Here is a 16,757-nt window from a genome sequence, read left to right on the forward strand (position 1 = left end):
CGCGGCTCCTCCTTCACACAATCAGTCAGCCCGGTGGGTGCTGGTTGGCACCATTCGATCACGTTCGAGCAGTTTCGACCACGACAAGCGCGGAGACAAGATGACGCAGACGCCATTTGTGAGCACTGAGATCGCCACTCAGCCGGACCTCTGGCGGCAGGTCTCGGACGGTTTCGCGCAGTACGGTGGTGCATTGCCGAAGCCCGGTCAACGGGTTGCGGCGGTGGGGTGCGGCACGTCCTGGTTCATGGCGATGGCGTACGCCGCCCTGCGTGAGGACCACGGTCAGGGCGAGACGGACGCGTTCGCCGGCTCGGAGTTCCCGGCCGGCCGCGCGTACGACGTGGTGGTCGTGATCAGCCGGTCGGGTACGACGACCGAGGTGCTGGACCTGATCCGGGCGACCGATCTGCCGACCGTGGCGATCACTGCGACCCCCGGCTCGCCGATCACCGAGCTGGCCGACCACACCATCCTGCTGGATTTCGCCGACGAGCAGTCCGTCGTCCAGACGCGCTTCGCGACGACCACTCTGGCGCTGCTGCGAGCCTCGCTGGGGGAGGACCTCCAGCAGGCGGCTGCCGACGCGGAGACCGCGCTCACGGTGGACGTGGACGAGCTGGCCAAGCTGGAGCAGGTCACGTACGTCGGCACCCGGTGGACCGTCGGCCTGGCGCACGAGGCGGGGCTGAAGCAGCGTGAGGCCGCGTCCGCGTGGACCGAGGCGTACCCGGCGATGGACTACCGGCACGGCCCGATCGCGATCGCCCAGCCCGGCCGCGGCGTCTGGATCTTTGGTGAGCCGCCGGCCGGCCTGCTCGACGACGTCACCGCCACCGGCGCCACGATCGTCCACCACCCCGACCTCGACCCGATGGCGTCCCTGGTGATCGCCCAACGCGTCGCCGTCGCCAAGTCCCTCGCCCTGGGCCTCAACCCCGACCAGCCCCGCAGCCTCTCCCGCTCCGTCATCCTCGACTGACCGCTGCGGTTACAGGCGACTCGAGCGTCCAGCCCAGCGCGGAGTAGAGCCGCCGGCCATCCTCAGTCGCCACCAGTACGCCGGTCGTAGCGCCGGCGTACTGGGCCGTGGCCGACAGGGCAGCCATGACGCTGCGACCGAGCCCCCGCCGCCGGTGCTGCGGTGATGTCTCGATCTGGTCGAACACGGCGGCCTCTCCGGTGAGCGCTGCCTTCCCCCGCGCGGCCACCGAGCCGTCGGCCGCCGTCACCGCGACCTCGACGGTGCTGCCTCGCTGTGCGCTTGTCAGCTCGTACGACGGGGCGACGGCCAGTGGTGTGACGGTCAGTTCAGTCGTCATCAGGTACTCCGGCGGCTGCGCCTGCCAGTGGGCCTTCAGCGTGACGAGGCCGCAGATCTTGAGCCAGGTGTCGGGCTGCCCCAGCCCGTCGACCAGGTCGGAGTCGTATGACGGCAGCACGTAGCGGACCTGGTGACCCGGGAGGCCTACGTCGATGCGATAGCCACCACGGATCCTTACCGGAGCAGCAGTACTGCGGGAGATGGCCCAACCGTGGACCCAGGCGTCAAGCATGTACGGAAACCTTCGTTGAGAGGGCCGCCAGCCGGCCGAGGACTGCGGCGGTTAGCAGGGTCAGGGCGACGATGAGTAGGGCCTTGTGGGTCCCGAGGGTGGGGACCAGGAGGCCGGCGGTGGCTTGGGCGAGGGCTGAGGCGCCGATGCGGAGGCTGGCGGCTGTGGTGCTGACTCGGCCCTGGAGGGACTCGGGGCTGTACTGCTGACGGGCCGCGAACATGGCCGGCAGCATCGGCCCTTCGAACAGTCCGGTGGCGGCCGCGAGGAGTAGGAGTACGACGAAACTCGTGGCGAGTGGCCAGGCCGTCATGACGAGGCCGGCGGCGGCTGCGGCAACGATGACGACGTACTCAGGTCGCCAGCGGGTCTGCAACCGGCCGAGCAGGAGAGCCGTGGCGACACTGCCGATCTCCAGTGCGGTCCAGAGATAGCCGGCTGCCGACCTGGGCATGCCTACCGCGGCCATGTGCAGTGGCAGAGCGATCAGCAGTACGCCGGACGCGCCCATGACCATCGTGGTCGTGACCGTGGAGGCTCGGAGCCGCGGTGTGCGGACCAGATGAGTCAGACCGCCCACGACAGATGCCATGAAGGGCTCGTGCTGTGTCAGTGCGGGCGGAAGCGCAGGCAGCCGGGTGATGGCGACGATGCTCAGGCCCGCCGCGACCACGATGACCAGGGCCGCAGCTTCCACGGACACCACCGCGGCGATCGTGGCTGCCGCCGCAGGACCGGTGATGGTCGCTGCGCCGAAAACTGGCCGCCTCCAGCGAGTTCGCCCGAGCCAACCGCTCGGCAGGGACCAGGCTGGGCAGCATGCTCGTGAAGCCACCGCTCACCATCGGCAGCGTCGCTCCCGCCACCGCTGCGAGCGCTGGGGTAATCCAGTACGCACTGTGCCCGACCACCGCCAGCAGGCTGAGCATGACCACGGCCAGCACCGCCTGGTTGAGTGCGAGCGCGGCTCGGCGGTACGTCGTCCTGTCCAGCCACGTACCGAGCAGTGGTCCGGTGACGACCGCCGGCAGCGCGTAGGCGGCTCCGGTGAGACCGGCCAGTGTGGGACTGTCAGTGCGCTCCAGCACGAGCAGGACGAGCGTGAACGCGACCATCTCGTCAGCAAGTCTGGCGAGGGTCGCTGCCAGGTAGTAACTGGGCACGCCGACCTCCTGTAACGGAAAGCTGGATGTTACGCGTTACGCTATCAAAGACGTTACGAAAGGGGAGTCGTGGAGATTCAGTCGCCGGACCGGCTCGTGCGGCTCGCGGTGGATCTGGTCAACACCCGGACCCGCGACCCCGAGCAACTGAACGAGCCCGGTGACGTCCGCACGTTCCTGCTCGAGCACGGCGAGTCCGAGCCGATCACGCTGGACGAGCACGACCTGGCCGAGGTGCGGGCCGTCCGGGAGCGGATCCGGCCGGTCTTCCACACCGAGCCGGCCGCGGCGGCCCGGCTGCTCAACGAGTTGATCGAGGAGTACGCCGTACGCCCGTATCTGTCCGATCACGACGGATCGCCGTGGCATCTGCATGTGGCCAAGCCGGGCGCGACGTGGGGTCAGTGGCTGGCGGCGACCACGGCGCTCGGACTGGCCGGGTTCGCGGCCGGTCACGGGTTCGCCGCCATCGGGACGTGTGCGGCCGTTGACTGTGAGCGCGTCTTCGTGAACGCGGCCGAGCGGCGGCCGCGGCGGTTCTGCTCGCCGACGTGTTCCAGCCGCACTCGCGTGGCGTCGTACCGCGCTCGCCGGAGTGGTGAACGAGAGGCCTAGGATCGAGGCGGGACGTCCCAGGAGCTGAGGAGTGCGAGTTGAGTCACACCGTGGTGGCAGAGCTGGTGGCGAATGTGCTGAAGGTCACCGCCAGGGCCGGAGACACGGTGGGGCCGGAGGACACCCTGGTCATCCTGGAGTCGATGAAGATGGAGATCCCGGTGCTGGCCGAGGTGGCCGGCACCATCGTCGAGCTGAAGGTCGTCGAGGGTGAGGTCGTCCGTGACGGCGACCCCATCGCGGTGATCGAGGAGAAGTAGGCCGCAACAAACATGAGTGTCAACGCGTCTGGTCTTCAGGAGGCTTCGGCCGGGAACTTCCGGTCGGGGAGCCGCGTTGAGCCGTCGTACGAGCAACTCAGGGTAGAACCCGGGTGTTCCCGACGTGCGCAGAGGACGGTGACCGCGGCACCATGGCCTTCACGCTTATTGCCGAGAGGACCCAGGGAGGCGTTGCGGTGAAGCCGGCCGACATCTCCGTGGCGCCCGCGCCCCAGCCGGTTCCGGACGCCTTGCCGTCCTGGGACGAGATCGTCCGGACGCACTCCGCCCGGGTCTACCGGCTCGCGTACCGGCTGACCGGCAACAAGCACGACGCCGAGGACCTGACCCAGGAGGTCTTCGTCCGGGTCTTCCGCTCGCTGTCGTCGTACACGCCCGGCACCTTCGAGGGCTGGCTCTACCGGATCACCACGAACCTGTTCCTGGACGGCGCCCGGCGCAAGCAGCGGATCCGCTTCGACGGCCTGCCCGAGGACGCGCACGACCGGCTGCCCGCCAAGGGCGTGGGCCCGGCCGAGAAGCTGGACTCCGACCTGTTCGACCACGACGTGCAGTACGCCCTGGACGCGCTGCCGGAGGACTTCCGCGCCGCCGTGGTGCTCTGCGACATCGAGGGCATGACGTACGACGAGATCGCCGACGTCCTGGACGTGAAGCTCGGCACCGTCCGCAGCCGGATCCACCGGGGCCGCTCGATGCTGCGCAAGCACCTCGAGCACCGGGCCCCGCGGTCCGGCCAGACCCGGGTCGGCGGCCCGCCTATCGACGGATCCTTCAGTGCCGGAGGTGAGCACCGGTGACGCTTCAACACCCCCTGGACAAGCTCAGCGCCGTCGTCGACGGTGCGCTCGATCACGACTCGCGGGACAAGGTCCTGAGTCACCTGGTCGGCTGCGACACCTGCCGGTCCGAGGTGGACGCTCAGCGCCGGCTCAAGGCCCGCATCGCGGCGCTCGAGTCGCCGGAGCCATCCACCGACCTGATGCAGCGCCTGATGGGTGTCTCGTCGTTCTCGCCGGAGCCGCGCGAGGAGATCCGTCCGGTGCTGACGCCGGCCGTCTCGCTCTTCCCGCAGCGGTCCGCGTTCCCGGCAGCTCGCACGGGGGCCACTCGACCAGGTGCCCCGCGGACGTCGCGGAGTCGGCGCCGTACCGGTGTGCTGGGGGCTGCTGGTTCTGCTGCGGCCGTCGCGTCGCTGCTGGGTACTGCCTTCGTCGTCGGGGACCCGTCTCGGCAGGAGCAGCCGCCGACGCTGCAGCCGCCGGTGGCGAGCTTCTCGTCCGACCACGCCAGTACGACGAGCGGAGCGCCGTTCACCGACCCGGTGGCGCTGCTGAACTCCTACAACGGGGCTGGGTATGCAGGGCTGAGCCCGACGCTGCAGCCGGTGGCCCTGACAGGACGCTGACCCGTGAGCCTCTCCCGGCTCGCCGTACTGGTCAGCACCGCACTGATCGGCTTCGGCCTGCCCGCGCCCGCTGTCGCGGCGCCACCCACCATCTCGCGCGAGGATTCGCCGCTGGCGATCAGCTGGCTGGCGCGCGCCGCCACGGCCCCGAACACGGTCTCGTACCACGGCACGCAGATCATCACCTCGTGGGGACCGCACGGCGCCAGCTCGGCGATGCTGGACATCGTCCACGCCGCCTCACAGGGGTCTGAGATCAGTGTGGTCGGCTCCGAGTCGTCACCGGGGGCCAAGGCGTTCGTGCAGCGCGCGACGAATGCGGGTGCCGCAGTCGACGGTGGTCCGCTGACTCTGCTGCGGGCGACGTACCAGCTCGTCTACAAGTGCTGCACGGACACCATCGGGCGGGCCGCAGTACTGGTGGAGGCGTTGCGGGACGACCAGACGCTGGCAGCCCGGTTCTGGATCGACAAGGCGACCGGACTGCTGCTGCAGCGGCAGCTGTTCAGCGTGGACGGCAAGACGATGGTCCGGGCGACCGTGTTCACCGAGCTGGAGATCGAGGAGTCGGAGTTCCTCGGACACTTGCCGCCGATGGCGCCCAACGGGGTCGAGTCGCTGGGCCTCGGCAAGGTCGACGGATTGCGCTCCGAGGGCTGGGTCTGCGCGCCGGAGCTGCCCGCGGCGCTGAAGCTGTACGACGTCCATCAGGACACCACGAACGGGTCACTGCAGTTCTCGTACTCCGACGGGCTGTTCAACGTCTCGCTCTTCGAGCAGCGGGGAGCCCTCGATCCGGCTGCGGTCGCCGGGTTCAGCACCACCGAGATCCCCGGCGTCTACCTGCGCTACGGGATGCCGTCGTACGTCGTCTGGTCCTCGGGCGGGATCGTCTACACGCTGATCGGCGACCTGCCGCCGGACATGCTCGGGCAGGTGCTCCGGGCGTTCCCGCACGACGTCCCGATCAAGCTCACCGCGGTCCAGCGGGTGGGTGCCGGGCTGGCGAAAATCGCTACGTGGCTCACTCCGATGGGTGCGCTTTCGGGGAAGCTGGGATAATCGAATCTGGCAGTCCCTACCGCGACCCGGGCAGCGGCCGCCGACCGATGACCACGACGACGACGTGAGGCGGGCACCGTGACCAGCGACGACGCCGAGCCGACAGTACCCACGCCGAGCACGGAACCGACCCGTGTCCTGCCGGCCGAGCCCTCCGGCCCGCCCGTCTCGCCCTCCCCGGACCCGCTTGGCGCCGCCCCCGCGCCGTCCTCCGCCTCGCCCTCCTCGGACCCTCTTGGCGCTAGCCCTGCGCCTTCCTCCGCCTCGCCCTCAGCCGCCTCCGACCCTTCGTCCTCCGCCTCCGGCTCTTCTCCTTCAGCTCCCGGCGACGACTCGCCTCTGTCGGCTCTGCTGCCACCTTCACCGGCAGCGGGCGCGGCTCCGTTGCCGACGCCAGGCAGTGACCAGGCGTACCGGCAGAACGGCGGTCGCTCCGTCACGCAGCGCAGTTTCGGCCGTCCGCAGGCGCAGGAGCCGACGTTCCGGCCCGTGTACCCGGGCCAGGCCTGGCCGACCCAGCGCCCGGCGTACCAGCCCACCTACACGCCGCCCCCACCGCTCGACTGGCATCAGCAGCAGGCCCGCGCGTACACGCCGGCTCCGCCGCCGAAGGGCAACCGGGTCATCGGCATTGCCGCTGTGGTCGCCCTCATCATCGGCCTGCTGGCCGGCGCGGGTGCGGCCGTGACCGTCGTCGCGCTGGACGACAACCGCCCGGTCGCCGAGCAGCCCGCACCGCCGGTCGGCACCGGCGCTGACCCGAAGATCCGTAGCGGTTCGGTCTCCGCGGTCGCCGCGACCCTGTTGCCGAGCGTCGTCCAGTTGAAGGTCGAGGGTGCCGACAACACGAACGCGACCGGCTCCGGTTTCGTCATCGACAACGCCGGCCACATCCTGACCAACAACCACGTCGTCGCGGCCGCGGCCAAGGGCGGGGCGATCCAGATCATCAACGACAAGGGCAAGTCCTGGACCGCAAGGCTGGTCGGCCGCTCGCCGGTGTACGACCTGGCCGTCGTCCAGGTGGTCGGCCTGGACGCGCCGTCGGTGCAGTTCGGCCGCTCCGGCCTGGCGATCGTCGGCCAGGACGTGGTCGCGATCGGTTCGCCGCTCGGCCTGGCCGGCACGGTCACGTCGGGCATCATCTCGGCCAAGAACCGCCCGGTCACCACCAGCGGCGACGAGCCCGGCCAGGACTCGTTCATCAGCGCGCTGCAGACCGACGCCGCGATCAACCCGGGCAACTCCGGTGGCCCGCTGGTCGACATGAACGCGCGGGTGATCGGGGTGAACTCCGCGATCGCCACCGTGCGCGGGTCGTCCGAGCAGAGCGGGAACATCGGGCTCGGGTTCGCGATCCCGATCGACCAGGCTCGGCGGACCGCGCAACAACTCATCGCCACCGGGACGGCGACGTACCCGGTGATCGGCGCCGAGGTCGACATGCAGTTCGAGGGCGGCGCCCGGGTCAGCACGGTCACCCCGGCTTCCCCGGCGCTGCGCGCGGGGTTGCGCGTCGGTGACGTGATCACGTCGATCGATGCCCAGCCGGTCACCAGCGCCGAGGCGCTGATCGTGGCGATCCGCACGCACCAGCCGGGTGAGAGTGTGCGGCTCGTGTACGAGCGCGGCGGCAAGGCCCGCCAGGCCACCGTCACCCTCGGCCAGCGGACCGGCTGACATTGCGGGTACGACGGGACGCCGGGAGCTGTCCGGAATCGGCTGACCCGGCAGGCGGTGTCACCATGTTCCGGCTACGCTGGTCGCCGTCGCAGACGTCGGCTGGAACGACGTACAGAGAGGTGGGGACATGTTCGGCATCGGGCCACTCGAGCTGGTGGTGATCGCGATCGTCGCCGTGCTCGTCTTCGGCCCGGATCGGCTGCCGGAGTTCGCCCGTACGGCGGGCCGGCTGCTACGCCAGGTCCGTCAGATGGTCAGCAACGCGCAGAACGATCTGCGCAACGAGCTGGGCCCGGAGTTCGCCGACCTGGACATCCAGGACCTGAACCCGCGCAACTTCGTCCGCAAGCACCTCCTCGAGGGCAGCGACGACGACTACGACGACAAGCCCCACTCCACCCCCGACTTCTCCGACACCCCCCAACGCCTCCCCGCCGGCCAACGACCCCCCTTCGACCCAGAATCCACCTGAGCCGCTCCTCTGCATGCCAGCCCGACGTTGGGTCTGGGGGAGCCGCGGCGGGTGACGGCTCGCCACGTGAGTCGTTCTGAGAGTTTGCTGGCGGAGCGGGCGGTCGGGCCGCCTGCCACCGGCCGCGTCGGCGTTCCACTGCCGGGCACGGGGTCAGCCGACGGTGCTCTCGTCCCGGTTGCTGAATGAGTTCAGCGAAGGCGCGCTATGGCTGGCGGAGCGACTGGTCGAGAGGTCCGGCCGGGGCGCGAGTTGCCGACGGGCGATGCCGAGTGATGTCGGGTCGGTCGACCGCATCAGGCGGGCTGGTCGTTCTGGTGGGCGCCTTCCTTGGCTGGTCGGCTCGGGAGCGGGTCACTGGACAAGCGCTCGTAGGTGACTTTGTCGTCCAGGTGGGTGTCGAGGCGGAAGGCGGCGCGTTCGGTGCCGGCGTGGTGGAAGCCGGTTTTCTCCGCGACGCGGCGGGCGGCGGTGTTGGTGGCGGCGGTGCGGATCAGGAGTTTGCGGCCGGCCAGGCCGCCCTCGGTCTCGGGGGCGAAGTACCAGCGCGCCACGCGCTCGATGGCCTCGGTCATCACGCCGCGGCCTTGGGCGTCGGGGTGGGCCCAGTAGCCGAGTTCGGCGTCGCGCACCGCGTCGCGGTAGATGTTGAACAGGGTGATGTTGCCGAGACCCAGGTCGGTCTCGGCGTCCGCCAGGCACCAGTTGAAGCGGCGGCCGGCGGCTGCCTGCTCGGCCAGGTCCTTGAGCCAGAAGCGGGCGTCCTCGGCGGTGAACGGCTGCGGGATGAACGGGAGGAAGTGCGCCGTCGCCCGGTTCGTACGGGCGACGGCGATGCGCTCGATCTCGTCCTCGCGCCAGGCACGGAGCCGCAGCCGCGGGGACTCCAGCACCGGAGTCTCGAACCACGGCCTGCGCGGCTTCCGCGGATCCGTCGGCCCGATCCAGCCCGTCCACGCGTCGACCCGGCGACCGCCTTCCTCGGCCAGCGCAGGAATCATCTCGCCCAGCCGGAACCCGGTGGCCCACGCCACCCGCCGGGACGGCCAGTTCCCGACCCGCGCCCACCAGTGGACGACGTGAAACCCGCACGTGGTGAACCCGAACTCCAGCAGCAGCCGCACCGCCCGGCTCATCACACCGGCTCCGCGGGCCCATGACGACAAGCCGTAGTGCAGCCGCGCGTTGCCGTCGGAATCAGGCTTGAGTGCGGCAGTCCCGGCGTACCGGCCCTGATACTCGATCACGAACACGAGCCGCTCGCCGGTCTTCCAGGCCTCGGTGATCCCGTAGCCGATCCACCGGCGCGCGTCGTCCTCGCCGAAGCCCCGCTGCGGGTCCTCCAGGTGACGTTCGACTTGCCCCTGGACGTCGTCAGGCCGCGGCGCGCGCAGCGTCACCACACCGTCGGTCAGAACCGGATGCTCAGCAGGGATCGGCACCCGGCCAAGTCAACACCAGGCACCGGCAACCGTCAGCAGTTTTACCGGCCGACGGGGGAGAGGCCGAGCTGGCGACCGAGGAGGCCGCGCGGGCGTCCGCCGAGTTTGGCCGCGATCCCGTCGAGGACCTGCGCCGCCGGAGTCTCCGGGTCGGCCGCCACCAGCGGCTGGCCCAGGTCGCCGCCGCTGCGCAGCCGCTCGTCCAGCGGGATCTCGCCCAGCAGCGGAATGTTGTACCCGAGCCGCGCCGACAGCGTCTCCGCCACCCGCACTCCACCGCCGGTGCCGAAGATCTCGATCCGGTGCTCCGGACCGCAGTGCGGGCAGGGCAGGAAGGACATGTTCTCGACCACGCCGGCGACCCGCTGGTGCACCATCTGCGCCATCACCCCGGCCCGCTCGGCCACCTCCGCGGCGGCCTCCTGCGGGGTCGTCACCACGATCACCTCGGCGCTGGTCAGCCGCTGGCCGACCGAGATCGCGATGTCACCGGTGCCGGGCGGCAGGTCGAGGAGCAGTACGTCGAGGTCGCCCCAGTACACGTCGGCCAGCATCTGCACGAGCGCGCGGTCCAGGATCGGGCCGCGCCAGGCGACCACCTGGTCGCGCTTCGGCTTCAGCATGCCGATCGAGATCACCTTCACGCCGTGCGCCGGCACCGGCATGATCATGTCGTCCACCGCGGTCGGCCGCTCGTCCGCGACCCCGAACATGGCCGGTACCGAGTGCCCGTAGATGTCCGCGTCCAGGACGCCGACCGACAGCCCCTGCCGGGCCATCGCGACCGCGAGGTTGACGGTCACCGACGACTTGCCGACACCGCCCTTACCGGACGCGATCGCGAACACCTTGGTCAGCGAGTCCGGCCGGGAGAACGGGATCTCCTTCTCCGCCACCCCGCCGCGCAACTGCGTCTGCAGGGCGGCCCGCTGCTCGGCCGACATCACCCCGAGGTCGATCTCGACCCCGGTGACGCCGTCGAGTTTGCTGACCGCGGCGGTGGTGTCACGCCGCAGCGTGTCCTTCATCGGACAGCCGGAGACGGTCAGCAGGATCCGTACGACGACCACCCCGTCGTCACGGACGACGACGGACTCGACCATGCCGAGCTCGGTGATCGGCTTCTTGATCTCCGGATCCAGCACACCACCGAGCGCCGTGGTTACCTGATCAGCGGTAGGAGCCATACGCCTAGGCTACGTGCTCCGCCGAACCGCACCGACCACGGTCCATGTGACGTAGGTCCGGCAAGGCAACCCTTACCTCAGAGCCCCGGAGCGCCGTACACCGGGAACCAGCGGCTCAGGTCCGCCTCGAAGCGCAGATCGGTGCCGATGATCGACTTGATCTGGAGCTCGGTGGCGTTGTCGCGACGGTCCGCCCCGACCGGGACGAACGGGTACCAGGAGCCGCGTTTGTAGAGGTAGACGAGCCCGAGCGACTTCGTGCCGTTGGTGAACGCGACCAGCGTGCACAGCAGCGCTGAGCCGAACCCGGCGTCGACGAGCGAGGTGTTGACCGCGTGCAGGTCGGTGACGAGCCCTTCGATGTTGTCGGGGGAGGTCTGCCGGACGAGCCAGGTGAAGCCGTACGCGTCGGTGTGGCTGGTGAACTTGCCGTTGTCGAGGGCGAGCAGTTTGTCGACCTCCTCCCGCAGCGTCGAGAATCCGCCGCCCTCCGCAGCCTTGAAGCAGACCGAACCACTGCCGGTCGGCCGGTAACCGGCCGCGGTCTCCACAGTGATCGCGGCCGAGGGCAGCGAGAAGAGCTGGTCGAGGTTCGGCGGGACGGCTTTGCTCCGGCCGAGCAGGATGTCGAGAAGGCCCATGGGCTAAGCCTGCTCCCCCAACTCGCGAGCAAGCACGCCGAGCCGGTCGAGTCGCGTCTCGAGCGGTGGGTGGGTGGAGAACAGCGAGGACAGGCTCGCCCCCTTGCCCGAGATCGCCGGCGCGAAGAAGAACGCGTTGAACGCCTCCGCCTGCCGCAGGTCGCGCGACGGGATCCGGGCGATGTCCCCGCTGATCTTGGTCAGCGCCGAGGCCAGCGCCGATGGCCGGCCGGTGAGTATCGCGCCGGCCCGGTCCGCGGCGAGCTCGCGGTACCGCGACAACGTCCGGGTCAGCAGGAACGAGATCGCGTAGACGGCGATCGACACCAGGATGACGGTCAGCACGACCACAGCCGCGTTCTGGTCGCGGTTACGACCCAGTCCGCCGTACAGACCGAAGCGAGTGATGAGGCCGGCGAGTACGCCGAGGAACGACGCGATCGTCATCACTGCGACGTCCCGGTGGGCGACGTGGGAGAGCTCGTGGGACAGCACAGCCTCCAGCTCGTCGGCGTCGAGCCGGCGCATCACCCCGGTGGTCACGCAGACGACCGCGTTCTTCGGGTTGCGCCCGGTGGCGAACGCGTTCGGCAGGTCGACGTCGGCGATCGCGACCCGCGGCTTCGGCATGTCGGCCAGTGCGCAGAGGCGGTCGATCGCGCCGTGCAGTTGCGGGGCCTCCTCCGGGCTGACGATCCGGCCGCGCATCGCGTACAGCGCGATCCGGTCGGAGAACCAGTACTGCACGAACAGCGCCCCGCCCGCGATCACGATGGCCAGTACGGCGCTCCTCGTCAGTGCGATCAGCAGCGCGACGAAACCGACGTACAGCAGGCCGAGCAGGAAACTGGTGACCAGCATCCGGCGGGACAGCCCGCGATCCGGCGCGAATCGAGTCTTCATTCCCACGTCCTTCCTCACCGCCTGTGAGCCAGGCTAGCTCGACCCCAAAGGCCTCAGACGCGGTCGTCCTCGCGGCTCTTGACCTCCAGGTCGGCCAGCAGCGAGCGCAGTTCGGAGCGGAGGAAGTCGCGGGTGGCGACCTCGCCGACGGCCATCCGCAGCGACGCCATCTCGCGGGCCAGGAACTCCATGTCGGCCCGGGTCCGGGCGTCGACGTCGCGGTCGCGTTCGTACTGGACCCGGTCGCGCGACTCCTGCCGGTTCTGCGCCAGCAGGATGAGGGGCGCGGCGTACGACGCCTGGAGGCTCAACGCCAGCGTCAGGAAGATGAACGGGTACTCGTCGAAACGCAGCTGGGACGGGGCGAAGATGTTCCAGACGACCCAGAACAGGATGGTCGCGGTCATGTAGACCAGGAACCGCCCGGTGCCGAGGAAGCGGGCGATCCGCTCCGACAACCGCCCGAACGCGTCGGCGTCGTACGCGCTCCGCAGAGTGATCGTGCGCCGCAGCTCGCGCGGGATGTCCAGGCGGTTGGTGTTGCGGAGCATGCGGCGGTCGTCCGAGCTGCTCCGCGATCGGCGGTCGTCGGTGCTGCGGTCGTCACGGGGCATGGCGGTCCACCTCCTGCGGCTCGGATTCGCGCCAGTCGTCGGGGAGCAGGTGGTCGAGGACGTCGTCCACGGTCACCGCTCCGAGCAGCCGGCCCTCGTCATCGAGCACCGGTGCGGCCACCAGGTTGTAGGTGGCCAAGTACTTGCTGACCGCGTGCAGACTGTCGTCCGGCCGCAGCCCGTCCAGGTCTGTGTCCAGTACGGCGGACACCAGCTCGGACGGCGGTTCGCGCAGCAGCCGCTGGATGTGGCCGACACCGATGAACCGCCCAGTGGGGGTCTCTAGCGGTGGCCGGCAGACGTAGATCATCGCGGCCAGCGCCGGACTCAGCTCGGCGTTCCGCACATGCGCCAGCGCGTCCGCCACAGTCGCGTCGGCCGGCAGGATCACCGGCTCCGACGTCATCAGGCCACCGGCAGTGCGCTCCTCGTAGGTGAGCAGACGCCGTACATCCTCCGCCTCATCAGGCTCCATCAGCGTCAGCAGCCGCTCGGCGGTCTCGGTCGGCAGCTCGGCGATCAGGTCGGCCGCGTCGTCCGGGGACATCTCCTCGAGCACGTCCGCGGCCCGCTCGGTGTCCAGACCGGCCAGGATCTCCACCTGGTCGTCCTCGGGCAGCTCCTCCAGTACGTCGGCCAGCCGCTCGTCGTTCAGTGCCGCGGCGATCTCCTTACGTCGCTTGGGAGACAGGTCGTGCAGTACGCCGGCCAGGTCGGCAGCCTTCATCGAGTCGAACGCGGCCAGGATGTGGGTCGCGCCCTGACCCTCTTCGATCTGGGCGAATCCGCTCACGTCGGTCCAGTCGAGCACATGCGACTGCCCGCGCCGCCGGAACCGCTTGGAGCCCTCGCGGACCGCCACCTTCGACATCACCCAGTCGCGCGTCCGCCACTGCTCCATGGCCATGTCGAAGACCACCGCGGTCGTACCGGTCTCGCTGATGGTGACAGTGCGGTCCAGCAGTTCGCCGAGCACCAGCACCTCGGTCGGCCGCTGCTCGAACCGGCGCATGTTGACCAGACCGGTGGTGATCACGTGCCCGGCGTCGACAGACGTCACCCGGGTCATCGGCAGGAAGATGCGCCGCCGGGTGAACACCTCGATCACCAGTCCGAGCACCCGGGGCGGCTGGGTGCCCTGCCGCAACATCACCACGACGTCGCGGACCTTGCCGACCTGGTCCCCGTTCGGGTCGTACACGGGGAGACCAGCCAGCCGGGCCACATAGACGCGCGACGGTGATCCACTCATCCCCGTCCTCGCTTCGCTCCGGGCGCGGATGAGCGGATGTCCGCACTGTGCCTGATGATGAACTCGCTCCGCTCGTTCATGTTCGAAGGCTAACCCCCCGACACGGCGTCTCAGCTCAGGCGCGGGCGGCGGCGGATGCGGCGGTGCAGGGTGACTGGAGGCTTACCTCGGGTGGTTGCGGCGGTCCCGATCGGCGACTCGGCCCGCGGCTGGTCGTCGTACCGCCCGGCAGCCTCGGTGATCTCCCCAGTCGGCTCGAGCACGAGCAGGTCGGCCTCGGTCTTCCATCGCTCGAGTTGCTTGTCCAGCTCGGCCGCGTTCAGCCGCTCTGTTCGCAGCACCAGGGCGGCAGCGGTCCACTCCTCGCTCCCGGGCTCCAGCCGTCGTACGGTCGCCTTCCAGCTCGCCAGCCTGTTGGTGGCCGGCTTGGCTGGTACGACGACTTCCGCGGCACCTGCCGTGGCCAGTCCGGGCAATGGCTGCTCCGCACCATCGGCTGCATCCGCCAGTACGACGTACTGCCCGTCGACCGTGGCGAACCAGGCCGGAGCCGGGCGGCCACCGTTCCACGACAGCCAGACCAGGCCGGCCTTCTTCATGACACCGGCGATCTCGGCAGCAGCGTCCGCGGGGTCATTGATGGTCACGGGTCCAAGACTGTCACACCGAGCTCACGGATAGCGGCTTGCGCGCCTGCCTGGAAGCGGGTCCGTGCCCCGAGCTCCTGCATCAGTGCGGCGATCTTGCGTTGGGCCGTACGAGCGCTCACCCCGAGCTGACGGGCGATGGCCTGGTCGGTCAGCCCTGCGAGCAGTAGCGCGACCAGAGTCTCGTAGTCGGTCGACTCGACCGGCAGAGCGCGTTCCCACAGTCGCTCGAACAGCTCGGCATAGGCGTCGAACAGGCCACACGGCTGCAGGATCACCGCCGAGCCCGGAGCCAGCAGGACGAGCGCCAGCCGGTCGTCCGCCAGATAGAGGTGGATCGGCACCGACGGGAGCATGCGCGCAGCCTCGTTGCCGGAAGCATCGAGTACTGCGCTCTCGTACACGGTCCGGCAGTCGGCACGGTGTGGCGGGGGAGCGCCGTACGGTGCCTTCACGAGTCGACGCAGCTCTGTCCGTGCGGCCTGCTGTACCTGCACGATCCGCTGTTGGACAGCGGCAGTCCCGCTGACGAGCTCCAGCAAGGTTGCGGTGGGCGCACCGGTGTGATTGCGGTAGCTCTCGGACAGTTGGTCGATGCGCGTGCGTGCGTCCCGCAGGAGCCGTTCCTGGTCGAGCAGCAGAACTTCCAGGGCGATGTCCGGGGCGACGGCGACGTACAAGCCGTCGACCTTGCTGATCAGGCCCTTCGCGAGCAGGCTCGCCAGCACGTCGTCCTGCCCTGCTGGAGCCGCAGGGCTGCCGACCAGGGCGCAGTACGTCGCCTCCTCTGCTGGGCTGAGGCCGAGTGCGATCAGGTCACCCACGATGCTCCAACCAGCCACGGAGTACGGCCTGATAGCCGGCCTGGAAGCGGGTGTCGGCGGCTAGGCGATGCCGCATGCCGTCGATGTGTTTGCGGACGGTCCGCTCGCTGCAGCCGAGGTGAGCCGCCATCTCGAGGTCGGTGAATCCGGACATCAGCAGAGCCAGCAGGTCCCGTTCCTCGGGCGTCGGCCGGTCGACTGCGGGCTGACCGTCGTACGTGGCTAGTGGGACGGCCCTGTCCCAGTACAGCTCGAACAGTGCGGCCAGTCCGGCCACCATGGCCGGGTCGTGGATCAGCAACGCGGTCTGGTGCTTCTTCGCTCGGACGTCGAAGGGCACGAAGGCCATCGGTGCGTCGCTGACGGTCAACTTGAGTGGTACGTCGCCCACCCGCGCCTGCTCGCCGTCGGCGATGCCCTGGATGAGTGCGGCGAGCCGTCCGGGCCGGTCCACCGAGCCACGACGGTCGTACACCACGCGGAAGGTGACACCCCGTTTGAGCTGGTCCAGCTCGAGCTGATTCACCTGATTGGGGTCGTCCCGGTACGGCGGGGCGTCCCAGCCGCAGACCTCGTTACGGGCGCTGAGCAACAACCTGGTCATGCCCTGGGCGATCTCCTGCTCGCCGTGCAGCACCTCCATCAGGTCGGCAGGCTCACGGCGCGCCGTACTGCCGTGGAACCGCACAGTCAGCTCCACCATCTTGCGGCGGGCGTCGGCGAGCTCCCGCTCGCGGCGACGCGCCAGCACGTCCAGCGCGGTGTCCGGCGGCAGTACGACGTACCTGGGTGGGTCGGTGTCCACCAGCGTCACCAGGTTGAGCTCCACCAGCCGGGCCAGCGCACTGGTCCGGTCACTCAGATCGGCAGCGGCGACCGGGCGGCGGGACACGAGCGACTCGTAGAGGTCCTGTTCCTCGCGAGTCAGACCGAGCGGCTCGAGCACGGGTAGATCATCGCCGGTTCACGCCATTGGCGTGAACTGCCCGGCCGGACGGCTTCCGGAC

Annotated in this window: 19 protein-coding genes and 1 pseudogene; 8 read left to right on the forward strand and 12 right to left on the reverse strand. The window is 69.7% G+C overall.

Going from position 1 to position 16,757, the window contains the following annotated elements; genetic code table 11:
- Positions 1-118: 118 nt before the first annotated feature.
- On the forward strand, positions 119-982 hold the full coding sequence (locus ACGFIF_RS26090) for an SIS domain-containing protein (protein WP_393157987.1): 864 nt from the start codon (positions 119-121) through the stop codon (positions 980-982).
- On the opposite strand, the gene ACGFIF_RS26095 is transcribed toward ACGFIF_RS26090, so the two are convergent.
- The 3 genes and pseudogenes from ACGFIF_RS26095 to ACGFIF_RS26105 all read right to left on the reverse strand — a co-directional run.
- On the reverse strand, positions 969-1,556 hold the full coding sequence (locus ACGFIF_RS26095) for a GNAT family N-acetyltransferase (protein ID WP_393157989.1): 588 nt from the start codon (positions 1,554-1,556) through the stop codon (positions 969-971). The genes ACGFIF_RS26090 and ACGFIF_RS26095 overlap by 14 nt on opposite strands.
- The gene (locus ACGFIF_RS26100) at positions 1,549-2,262 is read right to left on the reverse strand and encodes an MFS transporter (protein ID WP_393157990.1); all 714 of its coding nucleotides are present in this window, start codon (positions 2,260-2,262) and stop codon (positions 1,549-1,551) included. Before ACGFIF_RS26100 ends, ACGFIF_RS26095 begins: the two co-directional genes overlap by 8 nt.
- 112 nt (positions 2,263-2,374) lie before the next feature.
- Positions 2,375-2,671 (reverse strand): annotated as a pseudogene (locus tag ACGFIF_RS26105) (MFS transporter); the annotation flags it as partial.
- A gap of 117 nt (positions 2,672-2,788) precedes the next feature.
- Between ACGFIF_RS26105 and ACGFIF_RS26110 the strand changes: the two are divergent.
- From ACGFIF_RS26110 to ACGFIF_RS26140, 7 genes are all read left to right on the forward strand, one after another.
- Positions 2,789-3,334: a CGNR zinc finger domain-containing protein gene (locus ACGFIF_RS26110; RefSeq protein WP_393157992.1), complete on the forward strand. Its 546-nt coding sequence runs from the start codon at positions 2,789-2,791 to the stop codon at positions 3,332-3,334.
- A 38-nt stretch (positions 3,335-3,372) separates the two neighbouring features.
- Positions 3,373-3,594 carry a biotin/lipoyl-binding carrier protein gene (locus ACGFIF_RS26115; protein ID WP_132208130.1) on the forward strand — a complete coding sequence of 74 codons (222 nt, stop codon included), beginning with the start codon at positions 3,373-3,375 and terminating at the stop codon, positions 3,592-3,594.
- Positions 3,595-3,746: 152 nt separating this feature from the next.
- Positions 3,747-4,415: an RNA polymerase sigma factor SigE gene (gene sigE / locus ACGFIF_RS26120; protein ID WP_393157994.1), complete on the forward strand. Its 669-nt coding sequence runs from the start codon at positions 3,747-3,749 to the stop codon at positions 4,413-4,415.
- Positions 4,412-5,023, forward strand: coding sequence for an anti-sigma factor family protein (locus ACGFIF_RS26125; RefSeq protein WP_393157995.1), 612 nt, complete (start codon positions 4,412-4,414; stop codon positions 5,021-5,023). Before sigE ends, ACGFIF_RS26125 begins: the two co-directional genes overlap by 4 nt.
- 3 nt (positions 5,024-5,026) lie before the next feature.
- Entirely contained in the window at positions 5,027-6,085 is a 1,059-nt protein-coding gene (locus tag ACGFIF_RS26130; RefSeq protein WP_393157997.1) for a sigma-E factor regulatory protein RseB domain-containing protein, read from the forward strand.
- A 384-nt stretch (positions 6,086-6,469) separates the two neighbouring features.
- Complete coding sequence (locus ACGFIF_RS26135) at positions 6,470-7,765, forward strand: S1C family serine protease (RefSeq protein ID WP_393157998.1); 1,296 nt, start codon at positions 6,470-6,472, stop codon at positions 7,763-7,765.
- A 130-nt stretch (positions 7,766-7,895) separates the two neighbouring features.
- Positions 7,896-8,240, forward strand: coding sequence for a sec-independent translocase (locus ACGFIF_RS26140; RefSeq protein WP_393158000.1), 345 nt, complete (start codon positions 7,896-7,898; stop codon positions 8,238-8,240).
- 296 nt (positions 8,241-8,536) lie between these two features.
- On the opposite strand, the gene ACGFIF_RS26145 is transcribed toward ACGFIF_RS26140, so the two are convergent.
- The 9 genes from ACGFIF_RS26145 to ACGFIF_RS26185 all read right to left on the reverse strand — a co-directional run bounded on the left by ACGFIF_RS26145 (position 8,537) and on the right by ACGFIF_RS26185 (position 16,696).
- A complete protein-coding gene (locus tag ACGFIF_RS26145) occupies positions 8,537-9,682 on the reverse strand; it encodes a GNAT family N-acetyltransferase (protein WP_393158001.1) in 1,146 nt (381 codons plus the stop codon).
- Positions 9,683-9,723: 41 nt separating this feature from the next.
- Positions 9,724-10,869 (reverse strand): Mrp/NBP35 family ATP-binding protein, encoded by a 1,146-nt coding sequence (locus tag ACGFIF_RS26150; RefSeq protein ID WP_393158002.1) that lies wholly within the window; start codon positions 10,867-10,869, stop codon positions 9,724-9,726.
- A gap of 77 nt (positions 10,870-10,946) precedes the next feature.
- A complete protein-coding gene (locus ACGFIF_RS26155; protein ID WP_393158004.1) occupies positions 10,947-11,510 on the reverse strand; it encodes a hypothetical protein in 564 nt (187 codons plus the stop codon).
- A gap of 3 nt (positions 11,511-11,513) precedes the next feature.
- Positions 11,514-12,413, reverse strand: a complete 900-nt coding sequence (gene htpX, locus ACGFIF_RS26160; protein WP_393158005.1) for a zinc metalloprotease HtpX — start codon at positions 12,411-12,413, stop codon at positions 11,514-11,516.
- A gap of 53 nt (positions 12,414-12,466) precedes the next feature.
- Positions 12,467-13,027 carry a DUF1003 domain-containing protein gene (locus ACGFIF_RS26165; protein ID WP_393158006.1) on the reverse strand — a complete coding sequence of 187 codons (561 nt, stop codon included), beginning with the start codon at positions 13,025-13,027 and terminating at the stop codon, positions 12,467-12,469.
- A complete protein-coding gene (locus tag ACGFIF_RS26170) occupies positions 13,017-14,279 on the reverse strand; it encodes a magnesium transporter MgtE N-terminal domain-containing protein (RefSeq protein WP_393158007.1) in 1,263 nt (420 codons plus the stop codon). Before ACGFIF_RS26170 ends, ACGFIF_RS26165 begins: the two co-directional genes overlap by 11 nt.
- 110 nt (positions 14,280-14,389) lie before the next feature.
- Positions 14,390-14,926: a hypothetical protein gene (locus ACGFIF_RS26175; RefSeq protein WP_393158008.1), complete on the reverse strand. Its 537-nt coding sequence runs from the start codon at positions 14,924-14,926 to the stop codon at positions 14,390-14,392.
- Positions 14,923-15,750: a hypothetical protein gene (locus tag ACGFIF_RS26180; RefSeq protein WP_393158009.1), complete on the reverse strand. Its 828-nt coding sequence runs from the start codon at positions 15,748-15,750 to the stop codon at positions 14,923-14,925. Before ACGFIF_RS26180 ends, ACGFIF_RS26175 begins: the two co-directional genes overlap by 4 nt.
- Positions 15,743-16,696: a LuxR C-terminal-related transcriptional regulator gene (locus ACGFIF_RS26185; RefSeq protein WP_393158010.1), complete on the reverse strand. Its 954-nt coding sequence runs from the start codon at positions 16,694-16,696 to the stop codon at positions 15,743-15,745. The genes ACGFIF_RS26180 and ACGFIF_RS26185 overlap by 8 nt, the downstream gene beginning before the upstream one ends.
- Positions 16,697-16,757 lie beyond the last annotated feature (61 nt).

Source organism: Kribbella sp. NPDC049174 (genome assembly GCF_043197365.1).
GTDB lineage: Bacteria > Actinomycetota > Actinomycetes > Propionibacteriales > Kribbellaceae > Kribbella.

Coding starts and splice junctions, on each gene's coding strand:
- ACGFIF_RS26155 (WP_393158004.1), bottom strand. CDS start 11,510: ATGGGCCTTCTCGACATCCTGCTCGGCCGGAGCAAAGCCGTCCCGCCG.
- ACGFIF_RS26095 (WP_393157989.1), bottom strand. CDS start 1,556: ATGCTTGACGCCTGGGTCCACGGTTGGGCCATCTCCCGCAGTACTGCT.
- sigE (WP_393157994.1), top strand. CDS start 3,747: ATGGCCTTCACGCTTATTGCCGAGAGGACCCAGGGAGGCGTTGCGGTG.
- htpX (WP_393158005.1), bottom strand. CDS start 12,413: ATGAAGACTCGATTCGCGCCGGATCGCGGGCTGTCCCGCCGGATGCTG.
- ACGFIF_RS26150 (WP_393158002.1), bottom strand. CDS start 10,869: ATGGCTCCTACCGCTGATCAGGTAACCACGGCGCTCGGTGGTGTGCTG.
- ACGFIF_RS26140 (WP_393158000.1), top strand. CDS start 7,896: ATGTTCGGCATCGGGCCACTCGAGCTGGTGGTGATCGCGATCGTCGCC.
- ACGFIF_RS26170 (WP_393158007.1), bottom strand. CDS start 14,279: ATGAGTGGATCACCGTCGCGCGTCTATGTGGCCCGGCTGGCTGGTCTC.
- ACGFIF_RS26165 (WP_393158006.1), bottom strand. CDS start 13,027: ATGCCCCGTGACGACCGCAGCACCGACGACCGCCGATCGCGGAGCAGC.